Here is a 22,931-nt window from a genome sequence, read left to right as displayed (position 1 = left end):
TGCATAGGTGATTTTTAAGGTGTATTTGCTTCTGCGCGAAGAACGGGGGCGTTCTGACTGGCGTGTGAAGCATATTGCTCAATCGATGAAGCTGATCTAGCACTTGTTTATTTCCTCAGCAAGAGACATTCAAAATGAAGAGGCGATTTTGTGACGCGCGTTGAGAAAACGAAGAAAACAACCATCTACGACCTGGCAGAGTTAACCGGGGTTTCCGCCAGCGCGGTGAGCGCAATTTTGAATGGCAACTGGAAGAAGCGACGCATTAGCGCAAAGCTGGCGGAGAAGGTGACCCGGATTGCTGAAGAGCAGGGATATGCGGTGAACCGACAGGCCAGCCTGCTTCGCAGTAAGAAATCGAATGTCATCGGGATGATTGTCCCGAAATACGACAACCGCTACTTTGGCTCCATTGCTGAAAAGTTTGAAGAGATGGCGCGTGCCAGGGGGCTGCTGCCCATCATTACCTGTACGCGGCGTCAACCGGAGCTGGAGGTTGAAGCGGCGAGGGCGATGCTCTCCTGGCAGGTGGACTGGGTTATCGCCACCGGGGCGACGCACCCGGATAAGATCGCGCAGATGTGTCATCAGGCGGGTGTACCCACGCTGAACCTCGATCTGCCCGGAACGCTGGCGCCGTCGATTATTTCGGATAACTATGCGGGGGCTAAAGCGCTGACGGAAAGCATTCTCGCCAGCAGCCAAAAGCGGTATGGCGTTTTGGCTCCGCTGACGTTTGTGGGGGGGCGAATCACCGACAATAACACCGCCGAACGCTTGCGCGGCTTCCTCGACGCGCATAAAGCGCATGGATTGACGGTGCCGGAAACGCAGCAACTGGTCACGGGGTATTCTTCCGCAAGGGTGGAAGGGCTACTGAAATCGGTCTACCCGTCGCCTGATATTCCGCTGCCGGGGCTGTTTGTTAATTCGACAATTTCGCTCGAAGGGGTGGTGCGCTGGCTGGCGCAGAACGGGCAGACGGGAAGCCATCAGCCGCCAATGGGCTGTTTTGACTGGGACCCGTTTGTCTCTCTGCTGGGGCATGATATCGATATGGTGCGCCAGGATGTGCCAGCCATGCTGGACAAAGTGTTTGAGATTGTGGATTCCGGCGACACCACAATACGTCGTATTGAGATCCCGCCGGAATTGATCGCCAGCCAGAACATGGCGCGTTAGCGCGTCAGCAACCAGCGCGCGGTATGTTCATCGGTAACCAGACCGTTGATCCAGCCGCCTTTCAGTGCGGCGAGGATAGCAGGGCGCTTATCTTCACCGCAGGCCGCCGCAATACGCGGACACTGGCTTTGGCGTATATCGTAGCTGGTGATGTAGCGGTTGATGAGGCTATCCACTACGTTGCCGTCTGCGTCAATAAAGCGGCCAAGTATTTCCCCCACGCCGCCGCGCGCGGTCAGTTCGTCCAGTTGCGCCTCATTGATAAAACCGTCTTTGAAGATAGGGCTCTGTTTCCCCAGCGCGCCGATGCCGACAAAAATGACCTCCGACGCTTCGGCGACGGCAGAGACGTTGCGAAACAGACGGCTGGTGCACCACATCTCGTATTCATCACAGGATTGCGCATAGCGTGGCGCGGGCCACTGGTAATATTTGCCCTGAATTTTACGCGCCAGCAACAGTGGGACGTCGTCGTAATAGTTACATTGTCCGTGTTCGTTCATGGCGCTGATCAACGCCACGCAGCGCGTATTGCGACTGTCGAAATCAATGCGTTTGATGGTTTTTTTCAGCGTCAACCCGGAACCAATGCCGACTACCGTCGGTTTGTCGCCCTGTAAGTAGCGGGCCATCAGTTGATAACAGCCAAAGGTTACGCTGTCGAGGGTGCTTTCGCTGCTGTAGGCGGGAACAATATTGCAGTTAATTAACTGATACTTTTCCTGCAAAAGCTGCGCGTAATCGAGGCAGTTCGCGACAGGATGGTGCAGACCAATCGAAACAATGCCTTCCTCTTTCGCCGCAGCGATAAGGCGTTGTACCACCGGTCTTGACGTCCCAAGCTGGCTGGCTATCTCACTTTGGTTTAAACCCGCAATGTAGTACATCCATGCGGCCCGGACTTTCTGATCCAGCCTGATGTCATCTTCTTTGCTCACGTTTCCCTACCTTAAGAGTGGTGTTGGGGGCGTTAATTTCCCTCAACCGATAAGGTCATTCTGGCGGGTGCTCAGGATTGAGGCAAGCTCTTTGCTCTTTTGTGGTCATTTGTAATTTTATAGAGCAATTGCTCTTTTGTGATCTACGGCTCTTATTTAATACAAATGATCGACTAGAGTGCAGGCATAACCTCACTGGAGAGCAGAACAATGAACGATCAATACACATGGCTTCATATTGGCTTAGGTTCTTTTCACCGCGCCCATCAGGCGTGGTATCTGCATCGTCTGATCGCTTCCGGCGATACGCGCTGGCACATTGCCGCCGGCAATATTCGCAATGACGCCGAGCACGTTGTGCAGGCGCTGGCGGCGCAAAACGGTCGTTATGTGCTGGAAACGGTCAGCCCGGAGGGCGAACGTGAGTACGAAGAGATCACGTCGATTCAGAAACTGCTGCCGTGGCAGGCGGATTTGCAGCCGCTGATTGCCGAAGGCGCCAGAGCGCAGACCAAAGTGATTGCCTTTACCGTGACGGAAGGGGGCTACTACCTGAACACCAGCCACAAGCTGGAAGTGAATAACCCCGATCTGGCGAGCGATCTCAACGGCGGCTGTAAAACGATTTACGGCGTTATTACCCGCATTCTGGAAGCGCGTATGGCCAATAACGCAGGGCCGCTGACGCTGCTCAACTGCGACAACGTGCGCCACAACGGTGAACGGTTCCACGATGGTCTGGTTGAGTTTTTACAGCTGACCGGCAAACAGGCGGTGATTGACTGGCTTAGCGCCAATGCGACCTGCCCGAATACGATGGTGGACCGCATCACGCCGCGTCCGGCAGCCGATCTTCCGGCGCGTATCAAAGCGCAGACGGGCATTGATGATAAAGCGCCGGTAATGGGCGAAACCTTTATCCAGTGGGTGGTTGAAGATCGTTTCCGCGATGTGCGTCCTGCGCTGGAAAATGTCGGTGTGGAGCTGGTGACGTCTGTTATCCCGTATGAAGAGGCGAAAATCCGCATCCTCAACTCATCACATAGCTGCATTGCGTGGGCGGGTACGTTAATCGGCCAGCAGTATATTCATGAAAGCACCCTGACGGACTTTATCTACCAGATTGCCGACCGCTACGTGACGGAAGACGTGATCCCTTGCCTGGGAGATAACGGCATCGATCTCCCGACCTATCGTGATGTGGTGCTTAAGCGTTTTACCAACCCGCATATTCAGGATACCAACCAGCGCGTTGCCGCCGACGGATTCTCGAAAATCCCGGCGATGATTGCGCCGACGCTGCGCGAGTGCTATCAGCGCGGTGCGCGGCCGAACGCTACCGCTATGCTGCCCGCACTGTTTTACGTCTTCATGGAGCAGTGGCACAAGGGCACGCTGCCTTATGAATACCAGGACGGCATTCTGGATGCGCCAGCGGTACATGCCATGTTTGAATCCGCCGATCCGATCGTGGCGTATGCCAGTGATAAAGCGCTGTTTGGCGACCTGACGGAACGTGATGATTTCGCCGCGCTGCTGCGCGAGAAAATCGCCGCTGTTCACACGCTGATTAACTGAGAGGTGGCTATGTATCTGGGTATCGATCTCGGCACATCTGAAGTGAAGGCGCTGGTCATTGATGAAAATAATGACATTGTCGCCACCCATAGCGCGCCGCTGACGATTCAGCGGCCCCATCAACACTGGTCAGAGCAATCACCGGAAGCCTGGTGGGACGCAACGGAGTATCTGATGTCCACCCTGCGGGAGAAATGTGGTCATCACTGGCAGGCGATTAAGGCGATCGGTCTTTCCGGTCAGATGCATGGCGCGGTACTGCTTGATGCCGCCGGGAATACGATCCGCCCGGCGATTCTGTGGAATGACACCCGTAGCGCCCAGGAGTGTGCGGAACTGGAAGAAATTGCCCCAGAGCTGCATCAGGTTGCCGGTAATCTGGCGATGCCGGGGTTTACCGCGCCGAAATTGCTGTGGGTGCGTCGCCATGAACCGCAGAATTTTGCCCGCATCGAAACGGTGCTGCTGCCGAAGGATTATCTGCGTTTCAAAATGACGGGTAAAAAAGTCTCCGACATGTCCGATTCGGCAGGGACGCTGTGGCTTGATGTCGAGAAGCGCGACTGGTCGGATGCGCTGCTGGAGAAATGCGGGCTGACGCGGGCCAATATGCCGGAGCTGGTGGAAGGCTGCGATATTTCTGCCACGCTCGATCCCGCCGTCGCGCAACGCTGGGGGTTAAACCCTTCGGTGGTGGTCGCCGGGGGCGGCGGAGACAACGCGGTCAGCGCTATTGGCGTTGGCGCGGTATCGCCCGGCGATGCGTTTATTTCACTGGGGACGTCCGGCGTGCTGTTTGTGGTGACGGACGCGTACCGTCCCGCGCCGCAATCCGCAGTACATGCTTTTTGCCACGTCCTGCCGAATTTGTGGCACCAGATGAGCGTAATGCTCAGCGCCGCCAGCTGTCTGCAATGGTTCTGCCGCCTGGTGGGGACAACGGAAACGGAACTGCTGGAAGAAATCGCGCAGTTAAGCGATGCGGAAAAAGCCAGCGCGCCGATGTTCCTGCCGTACCTTTCCGGCGAACGCACGCCGCATAACGATCCTGACGCCCGGGGCATGTTCTGGGGGCTGACGCACTCCAGCCAGCGCGCGCTGATGGGTTATGCGGTGCTGGAAGGCGTCAGTTTCGGCATCGCTGACGGGCTCCGTGTTTTGCAGGAGAGCGGTACAAATATCGAACAATGTTCGCTGGTGGGCGGCGGCGCCCGAAGTCCGTTCTGGGCGCAACTGCTGGCAGATATTCTGGATATGCCCGTGGTGACGCACAAAGGCGGAGAAACTGGCGGCGCGCTGGGCGCGGCGCGACTGGCGTGCCTTGCGGCAGGTAAACCGTTGGCGTCCGTTTGCGAAAAACCGGAAGTCTACAAAACCTGGTATGGCGATCCGGTTCGCCACACGGCGCTGATGCAGCGTTATCAGCAGTTTAACGCACTGTACCGAAACGACCTGAACTATCGAAATCAATAATTTCTATAACAAAAGCCCTCCGGTGAATGTACCGGAGTGGCTCCCTGCACCCTAAAACGAGGTCAATATGTCGTTAACTAACAAACAATGGCTGGGATTACCCTTAAGTCTGGTCTGGGGGTATATCGCCATCGCCGTATTCATGACTGGTGATGGTTTCGAGCTGGCATTTTTGTCGCACTACATCAAAGCGCTGGGCTTTACCCCGGCGGAAGCCTCCTTCGCCTTTACGCTATATGGCCTGGCGGCGGCGCTATCGGCCTGGGTATCCGGCGTAGTGGCGGAGATCATCACGCCGCAAAAAACCATGATGATCGGCTTTGTGCTGTGGTGCGTATTCCACGTATTGTTCCTCGTTTTTGGGCTGGGTCAGTCCAACTACGCCTTAATTCTGCTGTTTTACGGTATTCGCGGTCTGGCGTATCCGCTGTTCCTTTATGCGTTTATCGTCGCCATTGTGCATAACGTCCGCAGCGACAGCACCAGCGCCGCGCTGGGCTGGTTCTGGGCGGTCTACTCTATTGGGATTGGCGTTTTCGGCAGTTATATCCCGAGTTTTACCATTCCGCATATTGGCGAAATGGGCACCCTGTGGCTGGCGCTGGCGTTCTGTCTGACCGGTGGTGTTATCGCGCTGGTTTCGCTGCGTAAAATTGAAACGCCGCGCCATATGCAAAACCTCACCACCCGTGAAAAGTTCAGCGAACTGGGGCGTGCGGTCACGCTGCTTTACACCAACCGTAGCATTATGTTGTCCAGCATCGTGCGTATTATCAATACGTTATCGCTGTTCGGTTTTGCGGTGGTCATGCCGATGATGTTTGTGGATGAACTGGGCTTCACCACCTCTGAATGGCTACAGGTATGGGCGGCGTTCTTCTTCACAACCATCTTCTCCAACGTCTTTTGGGGCGTACTGGCAGAGAAAATGGGCTGGATGAAGGTTGTACGCTGGTTTGGCTGCATCGGGATGGCGCTCTCCAGCCTCGCGTTTTATTACATTCCGCAGCACTTTGGCCATAACTTCGCGATGGCGCTGGTTCCGGCAATCGCGCTGGGGATCTTCGTTGCCGCGTTTGTGCCGATGGCCGCTGTCTTTCCTGCGCTTGAGCCAAAACACAAAGGGGCCGCGATTTCGGTCTACAACCTGTCGGCTGGGCTTTCCAACTTCCTCGCCCCGGCGATCGCCGTGGTGTTGTTACCGCACTTCAGCACCATTGGCGTCGTGATTGCGTATACGTTGCTCTATATTGTGGCGTTTATTCTGTGTCCGTTCATTCGTGTTGAACAACCCGGATTCACGCGTCAGGAGGCATGTGAAGGCGAAACGGTTGGTATTTCTTAATGATGTCGGGCCCGGCTGCGCTGCCGGGCCTTTTTAAGGCGGCAAATGATGAAGAGTAAAGCGGTAATTTTCGACATGGATGGCGTCATCATTGACTCCGAAGGGCTGTGGCGTCAGGCGCAAAAAGACGCGCTGGCAGGCTGGGGAGTGACGGTTAATGACGAGGAGTGTGAAACGTTAACCAAAGGGAAGCGACTGGATGAGATTGCCCGCGTCTGGTGCGAATACTGCCCGTTGCAGACAGACCCCGGGGTGCTGGAGTCGGCCATTCGCAAACGCATTACCGGACTTATTGCAACGGAAGGCGAAGCGATGGACGGCGTCTACGCGGTATTGCATCATTTTCGCCACAGGGGGTATCGGATTGCGCTGGCTACGTCATCATCCCATCAGGTTATTGAGGCTGTTCTCTCTAAACTTAATCTCCGGGGGCATTTTGACGTCATTTGCAGCGCTGACGATGAACGCTACGGCAAACCGCACCCGGCGGTGTATCTCTCCGCGCTGAAAAAGCTGGGTCTGCCCGCCGCAGAGTGTCTGGTGATTGAAGACAGCCTGAGCGGTTTTCGCGCCGCGCAGGCCGCCGGAATTGATACCATCGTGGTGTCTGACGGCTGCCAGCATCCCTGCTTTAGTGAGGCCATCGGGCGCTACACGTCAATGCCGCAACTCCTGGAGACGCTGGCCCCGCCGGTTCGGGCCGCAGGGTAAATGACCCGTTTGTGAGCGCAGAGGTTCCGGGATGTCGCCGGTCTGATTATCCCTCTCTGCGCTTACTTTCTTTTTTCGTTAGCGCAGTAACGGGCAGTCTGGCGGCAAACGGCAACGCAGCGCGTTGGGAAGTATTTCAATATGAAATTCCTGACCACTGAGCGGCTCGCCATCGAGGTTAAAGGTGATTTCATGCGGAGCCTGAATATCAAACCAGGCGGATGCGCCATCGACAATGTTGGGGTTCTCTTCCGGCTGCGTCAATGTGGAAAACAGCGCCGGAAGCAGCTCCTCCCCGGTGAAGATCCGCAGTTGCAGCAGCCCGTCATTAATGAGTGCGCCAGGGCAGAGCTGTTGTCCGCCACCGGCCTGACGACCATTACCAATGCCAATCACCAGCGCATCGCCCTGCCAGTGAAAATTCTCGCCGCGAATCTCACAGCGATCGGGCTTGAGGGTGTCCATGCGCATCAGCCCATGAATAAAGTAAGAGACGCCGCCCAGCGCGGCCTTGAGTTTTTCCGGCGTTTCGGTGGTGATGCGCGTCCCGAATCCCCCTGTTGCCATATTGATAAAGCAGGTTTTATCGTTGACCTGAGCGATATCGATCGCAACCGCGTTACCGGCAATCGCCAGTTTTAAGGCTTTATCCAGCGCTTCCGGGATGCCAGCGCTGGTGGCGAAGTCATTGGCCGTGCCCAGAGGCAAAATGCCAAGCGCGGGAACGTTGCCGCCCTGACACTGAATCAGCGCGGCGGAAACCTCATTGATGGTGCCGTCGCCGCCGCCCGCAATAACTGTCTCAACGCCAAGCTGTCTGGCTTCATCAACATAACGCTGGGCATCGCCTTTTTCCCAGGTGACCCGGACGTGAATCTCCACGCCCTCATCGCGAAGTAGCCCTATCGCGTCGCGTAGGGGCTGATTATCAGCGCCTTTGCCATTTAAAATCAGTAAGCTGGCGGGAAACGTAGCCATCCTTTGTTTGCCTCTGTCGTTAACCTGTTGAAAGTGTATAGCAGAAAAGGCGCGGAAAGGTCAGAACAGGCTGAAAATGGAAGGTTTGTGCAGCACAAAAAAATAAGCCTGCGTAAGGGAGATTACGCAGGCTAAGGAGGTGGTTCCTGGTACAGCTAGCATTTATGGGTTATGTTTTTCAGCGCCTCGGATAATACCCGTAATGAACGAGGCGGTATGTGATCGATTTCTAAGAATCTTCCCATAATGAAAAAATAACGTGGATTAACTACTTAGCGTGTGGGTTCCGCGTGGATTCGCCGGAAAAATTACGCATTAACAACGCATAATTCAGATCCATATCCTGCGGCACCGGCATCCAGACGGTGTAGCCATCGCCAGGCGCCACCGGCATTGCTTCACCTTTGGCGTTTTCCATATGTTCCAGAGTGAAGTTGACGTTCCCCTGCGGCGTCATCAGCTCCAGGCTATCGCCGATGGAGAATTTGTTCTTCACGGCAACGGCGGCAAGGGCGCCTTTACGCTCGCCGGTGAACTCACCCACGAACTGCTGACGTTCAGAAACAGAGTAACCGTACTCGTAATTCTGGTAGTCATCATGCGTGTGGCGACGCAGAAAGCCTTCGGTGTAACCGCGATGCGCCAGGCCTTCCAGCGTTTCCAGTAGTTGTGGATCAAACGGCTTGCCCGCAGCGGCATCGTCTATCGCTTTGCGATAAACCTGAGCGGTACGCGCACAGTAGTAGAAGGATTTGGTACGGCCTTCGATTTTCAGTGAGTGCACACCCATTTTGGTCAGGCGCTCAACGTGAGCAATGGCGCGCAGATCTTTCGAGTTCATGATGTAGGTGCCGTGTTCATCTTCGAACGCGGTCATGTATTCGCCCGGACGCTGAGCTTCTTCGATCATAAACACTTTGTCGGTTGGTGCGCCGATACCCAGCGTCGGCTCGACGTTCTGTACCGGAATCGGTTCGTATTTATGGACGATGTTGCCCACGACGTCTTCTTTCCCTTCCTGCACGTTATATTCCCAACGGCAGGCGTTGGTGCAGGTTCCCTGGTTCGGATCGCGTTTGTTGATGTAGCCAGAGAGCAGGCAACGACCGGAGTAGGCCATGCACAGCGCGCCGTGTACGAAGATCTCGATCTCCATTTCCGGCACCTGTTGACGAATCTCTTCAATCTCTTCCAGTGACAGTTCGCGGGAAAGAATAACGCGGGTCAGCCCCATCTGGTTCCAGAACTTCACCGTTGCCCAGTTTACGGCGTTGGCCTGCACCGAAAGGTGAATCGGCATCTCCGGGAAGTTTTCACGCACCAGCATGATAAGCCCGGGATCGGACATGATCAGCGCATCCGGCCCCATTTCCACAACCGGTTTAAGATCGCGAATAAAGGTTTTCAGTTTCGCGTTATGCGGCGCAATGTTCACGACCACATAGAATTTTTTGCCAAGCGCGTGGGCTTCGTTAATGCCGAGCTGCAAATTCTCGTGGTTAAATTCGTTGTTGCGCACGCGCAGGGAGTAACGCGGCTGGCCCGCATACACGGCATCTGCGCCATAAGCGAAAGCGTAACGCATATTTTTCAGCGTTCCCGCCGGGGAAAGGAGTTCCGGTTTAAACATAATTTTCTCGTTCTGATGACAGGTCAGATCCGCTTCACTGAATGAGGCGGTTAGGGGAGTGCCCCTACGTTAAGGGCGGGCATTGTAGCGCTGTGGGGGAGGCAGGTAAAGAAAAACGCCGGATGGCGGCGTAGCGCCTTCTCTGGCCGACAACGCTCTTATTTGTCGGCCGGATCAGCGGAGCGTCATCCGGCTATTGCAGGCGTGACTTATGCAATCCGGCAGGTATCCGCTTCCCAGCGATACCCGACGCCGTATACCGCACGGATGAACGACTGTTCGGCGTCCAGCGATTCCAGCTTGCGGCGCAGGTTTTTGATGTGGCTGTCAATGGTGCGGTCCGTCACCACGCGATAATCATCGTAGAGATGATTAAGCAGTTGCTCGCGGGAGAAAACTTTCCCCGGCTCGTGAGACAGCGTTTTCAACAGGCGAAACTCTGCGGGGGTCAGGTCGAGCATCTTGCCGCGCCAGGATGCCTGAAAACGGCCTTCATCAACAATTAGCGGGCTTTGCGCGTCCAGCTGTTGCAGCTCACGCTGCGGCTTGCAGCGGCGCAAAATCGTTTTCACGCGGGCGACCACCTCACGGGGGCTGTAAGGTTTGCAGATGTAATCATCGGCGCCAATCTCCAGCCCAAGCAGGCGGTCGATCTCTTCAATCTTTGCCGTGACCATCACGATGGGCACGTCAGAAAAACGGCGAATTTCCCGGCACAGCGTCAGACCGTCCGTACCTGGCAGCATTAAGTCCAGCAGGATCAGGTCTGGCGGTGTTTGATGCACATACTGCAATACCTGATCGCCATGACTGATTAGCGTGGGGGCATAGCTTGCGGCGCGCAGATAGTCGATCAGCAGTTGTCCCAGCTTGGGTTCATCTTCCACGATTAAAATACGCGGCGTGTTTTCATCAATGGGTAACTCAGTCATACATCTCTCTGTAAATCGCGTTCCAGCGGTAACTCTACTGTAATGCTAAGCCCGCCAAAAGGCGAATGGGACGCCCGGATACGACCATTATGCGCTTGTACGATATTGTCGCAAATCGCCAGTCCCAGACCGGACCCGCCGCTGGCGCGGTTGCGGGAGCCTTCTGTGCGGTAGAAACGTTCAAACAGTTTTTGTAACTGCTCATCGCGAACGCCGGGCGCGGAATCGGCGAACGTTAACAGCAGCATGTTGTCGCGCTGCTCGGCGGAAATGTGCAGGCTGCCGCCGCTGTCGGTGTAGCGCAGACTATTTTCCAGCAGATTATTGAATAACTGCATCAGACGATCCGGATCGCCGAATACCATCACGCTGTCAGGAAGGGAAAAGTGTAACGTCAGCCCACGGCTGGCGAAGCGCTCGCGAAACGCGCCGCCCGCCACCTCCAGCAGGGGAATCAGGTCCACCGATGTTTTCTGGTACGCCAGCGCGCCTTCATCGGACATAGAAAGCTGATGCAGATCGTCAACCAGCTTGGTGAGCGTGCCGACTTCAGCCTGGAGCGAGGCCACCGATTCGGGCGTAAACTGGCGGACTCCGTCCTGGATAGCCTCCAGCTCACCGCGCAATACCGCCAGCGGCGTGCGCAGTTCGTGGGAGATATCCGCCATAAAATCGCGGCGCATTTGCTGATTTTTTTCCAGCGTGCTGGCGAGCTGGTTAAAATCCTGCGCCAGTTTACCCAGTTCATCCGCGCTGGTCGGCGTTACGCGCGTCGTGAAGTCGCCTGCGGCCAGTTTGTGCGTGCCTTCCACCAGCCGCTTAACGGGCGCCAGCAACCCGCGCGCCAGCGGAAACGTCGCCAGCGCCGCCAGCAGAGTCGACAACGCCACGATCAGCCAACTGGTACGGCGCTGTTGCTTATCAAAATTAATATCGGTATTGCGCGTCAGTCGCTCAACGGGAGAAGCAATCACCGCGCCAACCTCCACACCGTTTACGTGAATAGCCCGGCGGGTGCCGTCACGCGGGACTGGCGCTCGCGGGCCGACCAGCACATTGGCGTGTTGATCGACGACCCAAAATTGGGTTCGCCAGCCATGAGGCGGCATCCCGGGGCCGGGTTTGTTATCGTCGTTGTCATGCTCAAAAGAGCGCAGGATCTGAAAAACGAAGCGATCGTTATTGCGTAAAAAACGCCAGTTGCCGTGCAGCGAATACTGATCGCCCAGCGCGTCGCCGAGCATCTGCAACCGCTGTTCGTTGCCATGTTTGATGTAGTCGATAAACCCGCGCTCAAAGCTGATGCGTACGGCCCAGTGCATGCTGATCAGCAAGACAATGCAGGTGGCGAAAATCGCCAGAAACAATTTGCCGGTAATACCGGGCCGCCAGAACTTCATTGCGTGCTCCTTTTGCGTCGTGAAATGACGGCGTTTTTATGCGTGTCGTTCGGCACCCGGGCGAAGATGAGTGCGGGCAGCGCGATAATCAGGGCCATGCACAGCCAGGTATACATAAACACCGTGTGGCTCGCGCCGCTGTCGGCCGCGATATGTTGTTGACCAAACATGCCCAGCAGCAGCCCGGCGATGGTCACGCCAATACTCATCGACAGCTGCATGATCATGGACAGCAAGCTGTTGCCGCTGCTGGCGAGTTCATCGGGCAGATCTTTGAGCGTTAAGGTGTTCATGGATGAAAAACGGGTGGAGTTGACCATGCCTTGCAGGAACAGCACAAAGGGCAGGGCGTAATACCAGCCAAGCATCGCAACGCTCATAAACAGCAGGCTGACCAGCGACAGACCGAGGGTGGTGGCGACCAGTACGCGACGATAGCCAAAGCGGTTTACCACCTGTACGACGATACGTTTCATTCCCATGCTGCCGAGTACCATCGGGATCATCATCAACCCGGCATGAAACGGCGAGAACCCCAGACCAATCTGCAAAAAGACCGGCGTCATGAAGGGCAGCATGCCGCTCCCGACGCGCCCGGCGAAGCTACCAGACAGGCCCAGCGAGAAGGTGTGGGTGCGAAACAGCGCCAGACTAAACAGCGCGCGCGGATTGTTTTTGGCGTGTTTCAGGTAGAGCGCAATCGCCAGGATGCCGCACAACACCAGTGCGCCCAGTGAGAGAGGCGAGAGCCCCGTGCCTTTGCTGCCGTCCAGCGCCATCGTCAGTACCGCCATGCCGACGGCCAGCAGGAGGAACCCTGAAAGATCGAAGCGCCGGGTTTGCATGGTGTAGTTCGGCATCAGCATGAGCGTCGCAATCGCCCCGATAATGCCGACCGGAATGTTAATCAGGAAAATCCAGTGCCAGGAGGCGTACTCGACCAGAATCCCGCCCAGCGCCGGGCCGAGCAGCGGCCCGACCTGACCGGGCAGCGTGACGAAGGTCATTGCCGCCATATATTGTTCGCGCGGAACGATCTTCATGACCGTCAGTCTGCCGACTGGCACCATCATGGCGCCGCCCACGCCCTGTAAAACGCGCGCCAGCACCAGTTCATTCAGCGTGCTGGACCAGGCGCAAAATAGCGATCCCAACGTAAACAGCACAATGGCGGTAAAGAAGATATTACGCACGCCGACTTTATCCGCCAGCCAGCCGCTGGCAGGCAGCATTACCGCCACGGTCAGTACATAGGAAACCACGACCATGTGCATATGCAGCGGGCTTTCCCCCAGACTGAGCGCCATAGAGGGAAGCGCGGTGTTGACGATTGTGGTATCCAGCGATTGCATAAAAAAGCCGAATGCCACAATCCAGAGTTGCCAGCGTGTGCTGTCAGGAAGTTCTGTCATGGCTCTGTTATGGGTTCCGGTTGGCTATTATTACGTGAAAAACGCAGCCGCAGACGGTCGAAAAAGAGATAGACCACCGGGGTGGTATAGAGCGTCAGCAGCTGGCTCATCACCAGTCCGCCCACGATCGTAATCCCTAATGGTTGACGTAACTCTGAACCATCGCCCCCGGAGATAACCAGCGGCAGCGCGCCAAACAGCGCCGCCAGCGTGGTCATCATTATTGGGCGAAAACGCAGCAGGCAGGCCTGGAAAATCGCCTGTTCCGGCGTCAGGTTGCCGTTTCTCTGTGCCTCAAGCGCAAAATCGACCATCATGATGGCGTTTTTCTTCACAATGCCAATTAATAGCATGATCCCGATGAGCGCGATTAGGCTGAACGGGGCATTGAATAGCTCCAGCGCCAGTAGCGCCCCCACGCCTGCGGAGGGGAGGGTAGAGAGGATGGTCAGCGGATGAACATAACTTTCATACAATATCCCCAACACAATATAGACCGTCGCGATCGCCGCCAGGATCAGAATTACCTGCGAATTCATCGTCTCCTGGAAAACCTGTGCCGTTCCGGCGAAACTGCCGCGCACCGTTGACGGTACGCCAAGCTGTGTCATCGCCCGGTTGATGGCTTCCGTCGCTTCGGACAGCGACGTGCCCGTAGGCAGGTTAAACGCGATAGTCGAGGCGGCGGACAACCCCTGGTGATTCACTGACAGCGGTGCATTGGCGGGCTGCCATTTTGCAAAATAAGAGAGCGGAATCGCCTTCCCGTCGCTGTTAATGACGAACATCTTCTCCAGCGCGCTGATGTCCTGGGTATAGCGTGAGTCAACCTCCATCACAACCTTATACTGGTTCATCGGCTGATAGATGGTGGAAATTTGCCGTTGACCGAAGGCATTATTCAGCAGACTGTTGGCGGCCTGCACGTCGATCCCCAGCCGGGACATGGTTTCGCGGTCGTAAATCAGGTTCATCTCCGCGCCGTTATCTTGCTGGTCGGAGTTAACGTCCGCCAGTTGGGGGAGCGCCGCCAGCGCTTTACGGATTTTCGGCTCCCATTCCCGCAGCGCGCTTAAATCATCAGACAGCAGGGCATACTGGTAGCTGGCGTTAGCCTGCCGCCCGCCGACGCGGATATCCTGCACCGCCATCAGAAACAGGTTTGCGCCCGGCTCTTTTGCCAGCGCGACCCGCAGCCGGTCAATAACCTGCTGCGCCGTTTCATGGCGCTCGCCGCGTGATTTCAGCGTAATAAACATCATCCCGCTGTTGACCCGCGAACCGCCGGTGAAGCCGGTCACGTTGTCGACCGCCGGATCGTCGCGAATGATCTTCATAAAGTCCTGAAGTTTGCCGCGCATCGCCTGAAACGAAATACTTTGGTCAGCCTGAATGCCGCCCATCAGTACGCCCGTATCCTGTTCGGGGAAGAAGGTTTTGGGGATGGAAATATAGAGCCAGATATTCAGCGCAATGGTGCCCAACAAGACGACGCCCACCAGCCGCGTATGGTTTAGCACCCATTTCAGCGATGTGCCGTACCCCTGTTGCAGGCCAGTCAGCAGACGGCCAAAGCCGCGGCTTCGCGTCTGCTCGCGAGGCTTGCTGGACTTCAGCATCCAGCCGCACATCATGGGGGTTAGCGTGAGCGAGACGAGCAGCGAGATGCCGATCGCCACCGAAAGGGTGACGGCAAACTCGCGTAATAATCTTCCGGGCAATCCCCCCATCAGCAAGAGCGGCAGGAATACCGCCACCAGGGAGAGGCTCATGGAGAGCACCGTAAAGCCAACTTCGCGCGTTCCCTGAAGCGCCGCCTGCAAGGGCTTCATGCCGGCTTCAAGATGGCGGGAGATATTTTCCAGCACCACAATGGCGTCATCGACGACAAACCCGGTGGCGATAGTCAGCGCCATCAGCGACAGGTTGTTCAGGCTAAAACCGCACAGGTACATTGCGGCGAAGGTGCCAATCAGCGACACGGGAACTGCAACGGCAGGAATCAACGTTGCGCGCCCGGAGCGCAGGAATAAAAAGACCACCAGAATGACCAGCGCGACGGAAATAACCAGCGTCTGCTCCACTTCCTCCAGCGAGGCGCGAATCGTCGGGGAACGATCCTGAGCGATTTGCAGGTCAATTGAGGCGGGAATCAGCGTTTGTAATTCCGGGAGCTTCTCGCGAATGCTGTCTACCGTCTGGATGATATTGGCTTCCGGCAGCTTGCGAATCATCAGCAAAATCGCCGGTTTGGCGTTGGTCATCCCGGCGTTACGCACATCCTGTACCGAGTCAGTTACCGTGGCGACATCGCCCAGACGCACGGCGGCGCCGTTGTTGTAGTGGATAATCAACGGCTGGTATTCCGTCGCCGTTTTCAGTTCATCATTTGTCTGAACCTGCCAGCGATGAGTCTTGTCGTCGATCGCGCCCTGCGGCTTACGCACGTTGGCATTGCTGATGGCGCTGCGCACGTCATCCAGCGATACGCCCTGATTAAACAACGCCTGCGGGTTAAGCCCCACGCGCACGGCGGGCAGCGAACTGCCGCCGACATCCACATCGCCGACGCCGTCAATCTGCGCGATTGTCTGCGCCAGCTGCGTTGAGGCGAAGTCATACAGCTCTCCCTGCGACCAGGTGTCCGATGTGAGCGTCAGAATCATAATCGGCGCGTCGGACGGGTTGGCTTTACGGTAGGTCGGGCGGCTGGGCATCCCGCTGGGCAGCAGACTCTGTGCGGCATTAATTGCCGCCTGCACGTCACGCGCCGCGCCGTTGATATCGCGGTCAAAGTTAAACTGAAGAATAATTCGCGTGCTACCCAGCGAGCTGCTGGAGGTCATCTCACTGACCCCCGCGATGCGTCCGAGCGAACGCTCCAGCGGCGTGGCGACCGACGACGCCATGGTTTCCGGCGAAGCGCCCGGAAGCGATGCGCTCACCATAATGACCGGAAAATCCACCTGCGGCAGCGGGGCGACCGGCAATAACCGGAAACCCAGCACGCCGCAGAGCGTAATGGCGATGGAGATTAAAATGGTCGCCACCGGGCGGTAAATGAAAAGGGCGAAAAATTTCATTTACGCCTCCTCTTCCTGGCGGGGGAAGCGGCTTTTCACATACAGCGACAGGCGGTCAAACAGCAGATAGATGACGGGCGTGGTGAACAGGGTTAAGACCTGGCTGACCAGCAGGCCGCCTACCATGCCAATCCCTAACGGGCGGCGTAATTCCGCGCCTGTGCCGGTACTTAACATCAATGGCAGCGCGCCTAACAGCGCCGCCAGCGTGGTCATCAGAATCGGGCGAAAACGCAGCAGACAGGCCTGGAAAATCGCATCACGCGGCGCCATTCCCTGCTCGCGCTCGGCGGCCAGGGCGAAGTCGATCATCATGATGGCGTTCTTCTTCACAATACCGATCAACAAAATGATCCCGATGATGGCAATCACGTCCAGTTCACTACCGGCAATCATGAGCGCCAGCAGCGCCCCGACGCCCGCCGTCGGCAGGGTGGAGAGGATCGTGATTGGATGGATAAAGCTTTCGTACAGCACGCCAAGCACGATATACATCGCCACCACTGCCGCCACGATCAGCCAGACGGTGCTGCCGAGCGCAGCCTGGAAGGCCAGCGTGCTGCCCTGGAACTGGGTGGTGATATCGACTGGCAGGTTGACTGTTTTCTCCGTGTCCAGAATGGCCTGTACCGCATCGCCGAGCGAATAATTATCCGGCACGTTAAACGAGAAGGTCGTTACCGGGAACTGATCCAGGTGATTAATGGAAAGCGGCGCGAAACGCTGCTCGATTTTGGCGATGGCGCTAAGCGGCACAATCCCGCCGTCGCTGCTGGTCAGACGGATGGTGTCCATTGCCGCCAGCCCTGGCGTGGTGTCGGTGTTATGTTCCAGCACGACGCGATATTGATTCGCCTGGGTGTAGATGGTCGAAATCAGGCGCTGGCCAAAGGCGTTATACAGGGCGTTATCGACATCCGCCATGCTGATGCCAAGACGGCTGGCGCTGTCGCGGTCAACGTTCACATACGCCACCAGACCTTTGTCCTGCCAGTCGCTGCTGACGTCAGAAAGCTGCGGAAGCTGCTGGAGTTTTTCCATCAGTTGCGGCACCCAGGTGCTGAGCGCATCCAGTGAGGTGGCCTGTAGCGTAAACTGGTACTGCGTGCGGCTCACCTGAGTATCAATGGTGAGATCCTGCGTTGGCTGGAGGTAGAGATCGACGCCGGGCACTTTCGCCACGGCGTGTTGCAGGCGGGCGATGACTTTCTGCACCCGATCGTCACGTTCATTCAGCGGCTTAAGGTTAATTTGCAGACGCGCGCTGTTCAGCGCCGGGTTGGTACCATCAACGCCGACAAAGGCGGTCAGGCTTTCTACCGCCGGGTCTTTTAAAATCACATCAGACACCTGGCGCTGGCGCTGGGCCATACTGGCGAACGAGCTGGATTGTGGAGCCTGCAATGTGCCCTGAATAATGCCGTTATCCTGCACCGGGAAGAACCCTTTCGGGATAAAGACCCACAGCATGATGCTGAGAAGCAGGGTGCCAAGCGCCACGCTCAGCGTCAGCCACGGATGGTTGAGCACTTTTGCCAGCCACTGACCGTATTTCTCAATGACGCGATCAAACATTTTTTCCGCCGCGCGGGAGAAGCGGTTTTGCTTGCGCAGCGACGCCTGGCTGAGCATCCGGGCGCACATCATGGGCGTCAGGGTCAGCGACACGGCGGCGGAGATCAGGATCGCTACCGCCAGCGTGACCGCAAATTCGCGGAACAAACGCCCGACGATATCGCCCATGAATAACAGCGGGATCAGTACCGCAATCAGCGAGAAGGTTAATGAAATAATGGTAAAACCGATTTCGCCAGCGCCTTTGAGCGCCGCCGCCAGCGGTTTTTCCCCTTTCTCGATGTAACGCGAAATGTTCTCAATCACCACAATCGCGTCGTCCACGACGAAGCCGGTGGCGATGGTCAGCGCCATTAGCGTCAGGTTATTGATCGAGAAATCGAGAAAGACCATCACCGCAAAAGTGCCGATCAGCGATAACGGCACGGCGACGCCCGGAATGATTGTGGCGGGGACATTACGCAGGAACAGGTAGATGATCATCACCACCAGCGCAATCGCCAGCATCAGCTCGAACTGGGTGTCGGTAACGGAAGCGCGAATGTTGGTGGTGCGATCCGACAGCACGGTGACATTGACCGATTTTGGCAGGCTTTCCGTAAGCTGCGGCAGCATCTGACGAATGCTGTCCGCCGTGGAGATAATGTTGGCGCCGGGCTGGCGCTGCACATTCATCACAATGGCCTGTTCTTTATTGGCCCACGCGCCGAGCCAGCTGTTTTCCGCGCCTTGTTCGACCGTTGCCACATCGCCCAGACGTACCGGCGCGCCGTTCTGCCAGGCGATGATTAACTGGCGATACTCATCGACAGACTGCATCTGATCGTTAGCAGAGAGCGTGACCGCGCGAGTTGGGCCATCAAGGCTCCCTTTCGCCGAGTTGACGTTGGCGCTGGTGATGGCAGCGCGAACCGTCTCGCTGGTAAGCCCCAGCGCGGCAATCGCCTGCGCATTCAGCTTCACACGCACAGCCGGGCGTTGGCCGCCGGACAGCGTGACCAGCCCTACGCCGGAAACCTGGGAAATTTTCTGCGCCACCCGGGTTTCCACCATATCTTCCACCTGCGTCATGGGCATAGCGGTTGAGGTGACGGCCAGCGTCATGATCGGTGGATCTGCCGGGTTAACTTTGCTGTATACCGGCGGGTTAGGCAGATCGCTCGGCAGCAGGTTTGTGGCCGCGTTAATGGCGGCCTGTACTTCCTGCTCGGCGACATCCAGCGGCAGAGTCAGCTGGAACTGCAACGTTACAACCGATGCGCCGCCGGAACTTTGTGACGACATCTGTTTCAGGCCGGACATTTGCCCGAACTGGCGTTCAAGCGGCGCGGTGACGGCGGAGGTCATCACATCCGGGCTGGCGCCGGGGTAGAGCGTTACCACCTGAATGGTGGGGTAGTCCACCTCCGGCAATGCGGCGACGGGCAGGAAGCGGTAACCGATAATCCCGGCGAGTAAAATCGCCACCATCAGCAGCGTGGTCGCGACAGGGCGCATAATAAACAGGCGCGACGGGCCGCCTGTGCTGCTCGGAGGTAACACCTGCATCAGGAGCGCACTCCTTTCTTACCGTATTCCCGATTCGTGGCTTTATCTTCTTTCGCCGCAGGCGCTTGCGCTTCCACCACTTCGACTTTCGCCCCGTCCGTCAGACGATCGATCCCGTCCGTCACGACGCGATCGCCTGCCGACAGCCCGGCGCTGATTACCACGTTCTGACTGTCCTGAATACCCGGTTTAACCAGATGCTTGCTGACTTTGTTCTCATCATTTAGCACCCAGACAAAGTGGCCTTCGTTACCCATTTGTACGGCCGCTGTCGGTATCACCACCGCGTTTTGCTGCGTGTCGACCAGCATGCGGGCGTTAACAAACTGGTTAGGGAACAGCGCGTCATCCTGGTTGTTAAAACGGGCTTTGATTTTGATGGTGCCGGTCGTGGCGTCGATTTGGTTGTCCAGGCTGAGCAGTACGCCGTCGCTTAATTTCTGTGAGTTAGTGCGATCCCAGGCTTCAACGGTCAATGTTTTGCCTGTTTTTTGCGCCTGTACGACGGTGGCGATATCGCTTTCCGGCAAGGTAAAAATCAGATCGATTGGGTGCGTCTGGGTGATAACGACAATGCCTGTGGTATCGCCGCTGGAGATTTGATTACCGACATCCACCTGTTTTAACCCCACGCGACCCTCTACCGGTGCGGTGATGCGGCTCCAGTCAAGCTGCAACTGCGCGCTGGCGACGCTGGCTTCATCGGCCTTAATGGTGCCTTCTGTTTCGCTGACCAGAGCCTGTTGCGCGTCCAGCTCCTGGCGGGAGACAAGGTTGGTTTTCACCAGCTGTTGATAGCGCGCTAAATCGCGACGGGCATTCGCCAGCGTGGCTTTGTCTTTCGCGAGCTGCCCCTGCGCTTGCGCTAAGGCGACTTTAAACTGGCTGGGATCGATTTCCGCCAGCAGATCGCCTGCTTTGACCTGTTGTCCTTCCTGGAAGTGCAGCGCCATCAGTTGACCATCCACGCGGCTGCGTACCGTGACGGTATTGGCGGCAGCGATCGTGCCCAGCCCGGTCAGATAGCGTGGTACGGCTTGTTCCGTTGCGGTGGCCGCCTGAACCGGCGCCAGCGGGCCGGAACGAATGCCGCGACGTCCTGCGCCAGCCTGACGTTGCGCATGTTCGTTAGCGCCCGGCGCATTCCCCTGGGTTTCGCTGCGACTATGCCAGAACCCGTACACGGCAATGGCCGCCACAACGACCACGATTGCTATCACCCAGCGGGATTTTTTACTGCCTTTCATCGTTATAAGTTTCTCATCCTGAAACGTTTCGCGGAATGATACTAGTTTAGTCATCCATAACGGGAGAAAAATGGAGGAATTATGAAACACTGTCTGGATTCGTCTGAATGACGTCGGCCTTTGCGAGGCGTTACGCAACAATCACCCATGAAAAACACGGATATTTACTCTTACGTTAGAGTGGCGGCACGGCAAAAAAAGGAGGTAAGCCACAGCTTTCAGCAGGACGCTGGAACGGGAAAGCCCCTCCCGAGGAAGGGGCTAAAATAAGGAAAGGGTTATGATGAAGTGCGTCATCATACTGGTGATACTCTTAGTGATTAGCTTTCAGACTGACTAAGACACCAGGGGGAGGGGAAACCCTCCCTAACCCTCACTCCTGAAAATAAGCCACAGCAAAAATAATGTCAATCTGCAAGCCGCTCAGCTTGCGAGGCGGTTAACGAAATACGACGTCCGCCCATCGCGCAAGACCGGCGGTGACGGAACCGAAGTCATCGCCGCCAGCAATCGGAATGCCCGGCAACTGCTCCGCCAGCGCGTTTTTGATCAGCGGTGAGCGTGCGCTGCCGCCGGTCAGATAGATGACATCCGGTTTTTCCTGCGCATTGTCCAGCGCCAGCTGTACCTGCTCCAGAATACGCGCCAGCGGCTGGCTCAGCGCGGCTTCCAGCCCCTGCTGACTGACAGACGTCGCCAGCTCATCGCTGATAAACGGCAGCGTGGTGAGGATATCGGGCTGCCCGGACAGGGCGATTTTGCTCTCCTCCGCGCTGCGTACCAGACGATAGCTGAGGCGCTGACGCCAGACTTTAAGCAGCAGCGCGACTTTATCCGCATCGCGGGCGTCCCGAACCAGCTCGTTGAGCAGGCGACCGTTGGCGCTGCTGTAGAAATCGCTCTGTGCGGGAACATCATTGATCGCGACAGCGTTCCACCACGGCAGAACCGGCAATGCGATGCCTTTTTCGGTTTCGCCGCCCATGCCCAGCAACGGCATCAGGTGTTTAAACGCCAGCGCGATGTCCAGGTCGTTACCGCCCACGCGACAGCCGCTGTGCCCGAGCAGGCTGGAGGCGCGGTCAGCGCGCTGATGCCACTGCGGCCCCATCAGCAGCAATGAACAGTCGGTCGTCCCGCCGCCAATATCCACCACCAGTACGCGCTTCTCTTCCTGCAACGTGGCTTCATAATCCAGACCCGCCGCAACCGGTTCAAACTGGAAGACGACATCCTGAAAACCGGCGCGTTTTGCCGCGCGCTCCAGAATGCCTTGCGCCTGGCGGTTAGCTTCGTCGCCCCCCAGCCCCTGAAAGTTAATCGGTCGACCAATCACCGCCTGCGTGATGCTTTCCGGCAACTGCGTTTGCGCCATATGACGGATGTGCAACATCATCGCGCAAACCAGATCCTCAAACAGCGCAACCTGCTGCGGTTTTAGGCCGTTGGCGCCGAGGAAGGATTTTGGCGATTTAACGAAGTAAACCTCTTCCGGGTCGTCAATGTAGTGGCTCAGCGAAGCCAGCCCGAACTGCACGCTGCCTGCGCCGACCTCAATATCTTCTTCACGGTTGTAGCGCATTGCGCGCCGCAACAGCGCCTGCGTTTCGTCATCCGTCGCCGGAACCGCGTGATGGCGGTACAGCCACTCGCTGACGGCTTCACGCGTCGGGGCGCAAAGCATTGAGGGCAACAGCGTGCTGTTATTTTCCATTTTTAGCAGATGCGGTTGCCCGTCGCGCATGACGGCAACGGAACAGTTTGCCGTGCCGTAGTCAAAACCAATAAACACCTTAATAATCCCCATGCCAGTGAAGAAGGGGCGTGACTTTAACGAAATGTTGTAATCCCGACAACTGGAATATGAAAGCAAGGCGCGGCGTTTGAATAGCGTTTATG

The 22,931-nt window shown here is 56.8% G+C and carries 16 protein-coding genes; 6 read left to right on the top strand and 10 right to left on the bottom strand.

Annotated elements, in window-relative coordinates:
- Nucleotides 1–150 precede the first annotated feature (150 nt).
- Nucleotides 151–1,182 (top strand): LacI family DNA-binding transcriptional regulator, encoded by a 1,032-nt coding sequence (locus OGX75_RS07605; protein ID WP_058669402.1) that lies wholly within the window; start codon nt 151–153, stop codon nt 1,180–1,182.
- On the opposite strand, the gene OGX75_RS07600 is transcribed toward OGX75_RS07605, so the two are convergent.
- Nucleotides 1,179–2,120 (bottom strand): sugar-binding transcriptional regulator, encoded by a 942-nt coding sequence (locus OGX75_RS07600; RefSeq protein WP_012131669.1) that lies wholly within the window; start codon nt 2,118–2,120, stop codon nt 1,179–1,181. The two genes, OGX75_RS07605 and OGX75_RS07600, sit on opposite strands and share 4 nt — an antisense overlap.
- Before the next feature lie 210 nt (nt 2,121–2,330).
- Here OGX75_RS07600 and dalD point away from each other — a divergent pair, with 210 nt between their 5' ends.
- The 4 genes from dalD to OGX75_RS07580 all read left to right on the top strand — a co-directional run bounded on the left by dalD (nt 2,331) and on the right by OGX75_RS07580 (nt 7,227).
- The gene (gene dalD, locus OGX75_RS07595) at nt 2,331–3,698 is read left to right on the top strand and encodes a D-arabinitol 4-dehydrogenase (RefSeq protein WP_286451219.1); all 1,368 of its coding nucleotides are present in this window, start codon (nt 2,331–2,333) and stop codon (nt 3,696–3,698) included.
- A gap of 9 nt (nt 3,699–3,707) precedes the next feature.
- Nucleotides 3,708–5,171, top strand: coding sequence for a xylulokinase (gene xylB / locus OGX75_RS07590; protein WP_115181412.1), 1,464 nt, complete (start codon nt 3,708–3,710; stop codon nt 5,169–5,171).
- A gap of 67 nt (nt 5,172–5,238) precedes the next feature.
- On the top strand, nt 5,239–6,516 hold the full coding sequence (locus OGX75_RS07585) for an RbtT/DalT/CsbX family MFS transporter (protein ID WP_012131672.1): 1,278 nt from the start codon (nt 5,239–5,241) through the stop codon (nt 6,514–6,516).
- A gap of 48 nt (nt 6,517–6,564) precedes the next feature.
- Entirely contained in the window at nt 6,565–7,227 is a 663-nt protein-coding gene (locus OGX75_RS07580) for an HAD family hydrolase (protein WP_048902422.1), read from the top strand.
- Between the two features lie 78 nt (nt 7,228–7,305).
- Here OGX75_RS07580 and yegS read toward each other — a convergent pair whose 3' ends face one another.
- The 8 genes from yegS to OGX75_RS07540 all read right to left on the bottom strand — a co-directional run bounded on the left by yegS (nt 7,306) and on the right by OGX75_RS07540 (nt 21,032).
- Nucleotides 7,306–8,205, bottom strand: a complete 900-nt coding sequence (gene yegS / locus OGX75_RS07575; protein WP_012131675.1) for a lipid kinase YegS — start codon at nt 8,203–8,205, stop codon at nt 7,306–7,308.
- A 268-nt stretch (nt 8,206–8,473) separates the two neighbouring features.
- Nucleotides 8,474–9,835 (bottom strand): prephenate-dependent tRNA uridine(34) hydroxylase TrhP, encoded by a 1,362-nt coding sequence (trhP, locus tag OGX75_RS07570; protein WP_012131678.1) that lies wholly within the window; start codon nt 9,833–9,835, stop codon nt 8,474–8,476.
- A gap of 209 nt (nt 9,836–10,044) precedes the next feature.
- Nucleotides 10,045–10,767, bottom strand: coding sequence for an envelope stress response regulator BaeR (gene baeR, locus OGX75_RS07565; protein ID WP_012131679.1), 723 nt, complete (start codon nt 10,765–10,767; stop codon nt 10,045–10,047).
- Nucleotides 10,764–12,167: an envelope stress sensor histidine kinase BaeS gene (baeS, locus tag OGX75_RS07560; protein WP_115625713.1), complete on the bottom strand. Its 1,404-nt coding sequence runs from the start codon at nt 12,165–12,167 to the stop codon at nt 10,764–10,766. The genes baeR and baeS overlap by 4 nt, the downstream gene beginning before the upstream one ends.
- Complete coding sequence (locus OGX75_RS07555) at nt 12,164–13,579, bottom strand: MFS transporter (RefSeq protein WP_047462577.1); 1,416 nt, start codon at nt 13,577–13,579, stop codon at nt 12,164–12,166. Before OGX75_RS07555 ends, baeS begins: the two co-directional genes overlap by 4 nt.
- Complete coding sequence (gene mdtC / locus OGX75_RS07550; RefSeq protein ID WP_115625712.1) at nt 13,576–16,662, bottom strand: multidrug efflux RND transporter permease subunit MdtC; 3,087 nt, start codon at nt 16,660–16,662, stop codon at nt 13,576–13,578. The genes OGX75_RS07555 and mdtC overlap by 4 nt, the downstream gene beginning before the upstream one ends.
- The gene (mdtB, locus tag OGX75_RS07545) at nt 16,663–19,785 is read right to left on the bottom strand and encodes a multidrug efflux RND transporter permease subunit MdtB (protein ID WP_286451220.1); all 3,123 of its coding nucleotides are present in this window, start codon (nt 19,783–19,785) and stop codon (nt 16,663–16,665) included.
- A complete protein-coding gene (locus tag OGX75_RS07540; RefSeq protein ID WP_286451221.1) occupies nt 19,785–21,032 on the bottom strand; it encodes an MdtA/MuxA family multidrug efflux RND transporter periplasmic adaptor subunit in 1,248 nt (415 codons plus the stop codon). The genes mdtB and OGX75_RS07540 overlap by 1 nt, the downstream gene beginning before the upstream one ends.
- A gap of 280 nt (nt 21,033–21,312) precedes the next feature.
- On the opposite strand from OGX75_RS07540, the gene OGX75_RS07535 reads away from it, so the two are divergent.
- Nucleotides 21,313–21,372 (top strand): type I toxin-antitoxin system Ibs family toxin, encoded by a 60-nt coding sequence (locus OGX75_RS07535; protein WP_114848278.1) that lies wholly within the window; start codon nt 21,313–21,315, stop codon nt 21,370–21,372.
- Nucleotides 21,373–21,471: 99 nt separating this feature from the next.
- Here the strand turns inward: OGX75_RS07535 and yegD are convergent, their stop codons facing one another.
- Nucleotides 21,472–22,824: a molecular chaperone gene (gene yegD, locus OGX75_RS07530; protein WP_286451222.1), complete on the bottom strand. Its 1,353-nt coding sequence runs from the start codon at nt 22,822–22,824 to the stop codon at nt 21,472–21,474.
- Nucleotides 22,825–22,931 lie beyond the last annotated feature (107 nt).

Source organism: Citrobacter sp. CK199 (genome assembly GCF_030333285.1).
Classification (GTDB): Bacteria; Pseudomonadota; Gammaproteobacteria; order Enterobacterales; family Enterobacteriaceae; genus Citrobacter_B; species Citrobacter_B koseri.
Note: the sequence above shows the minus strand (reverse complement) of the source record. Positions and strands in the feature narration are given on the sequence as shown.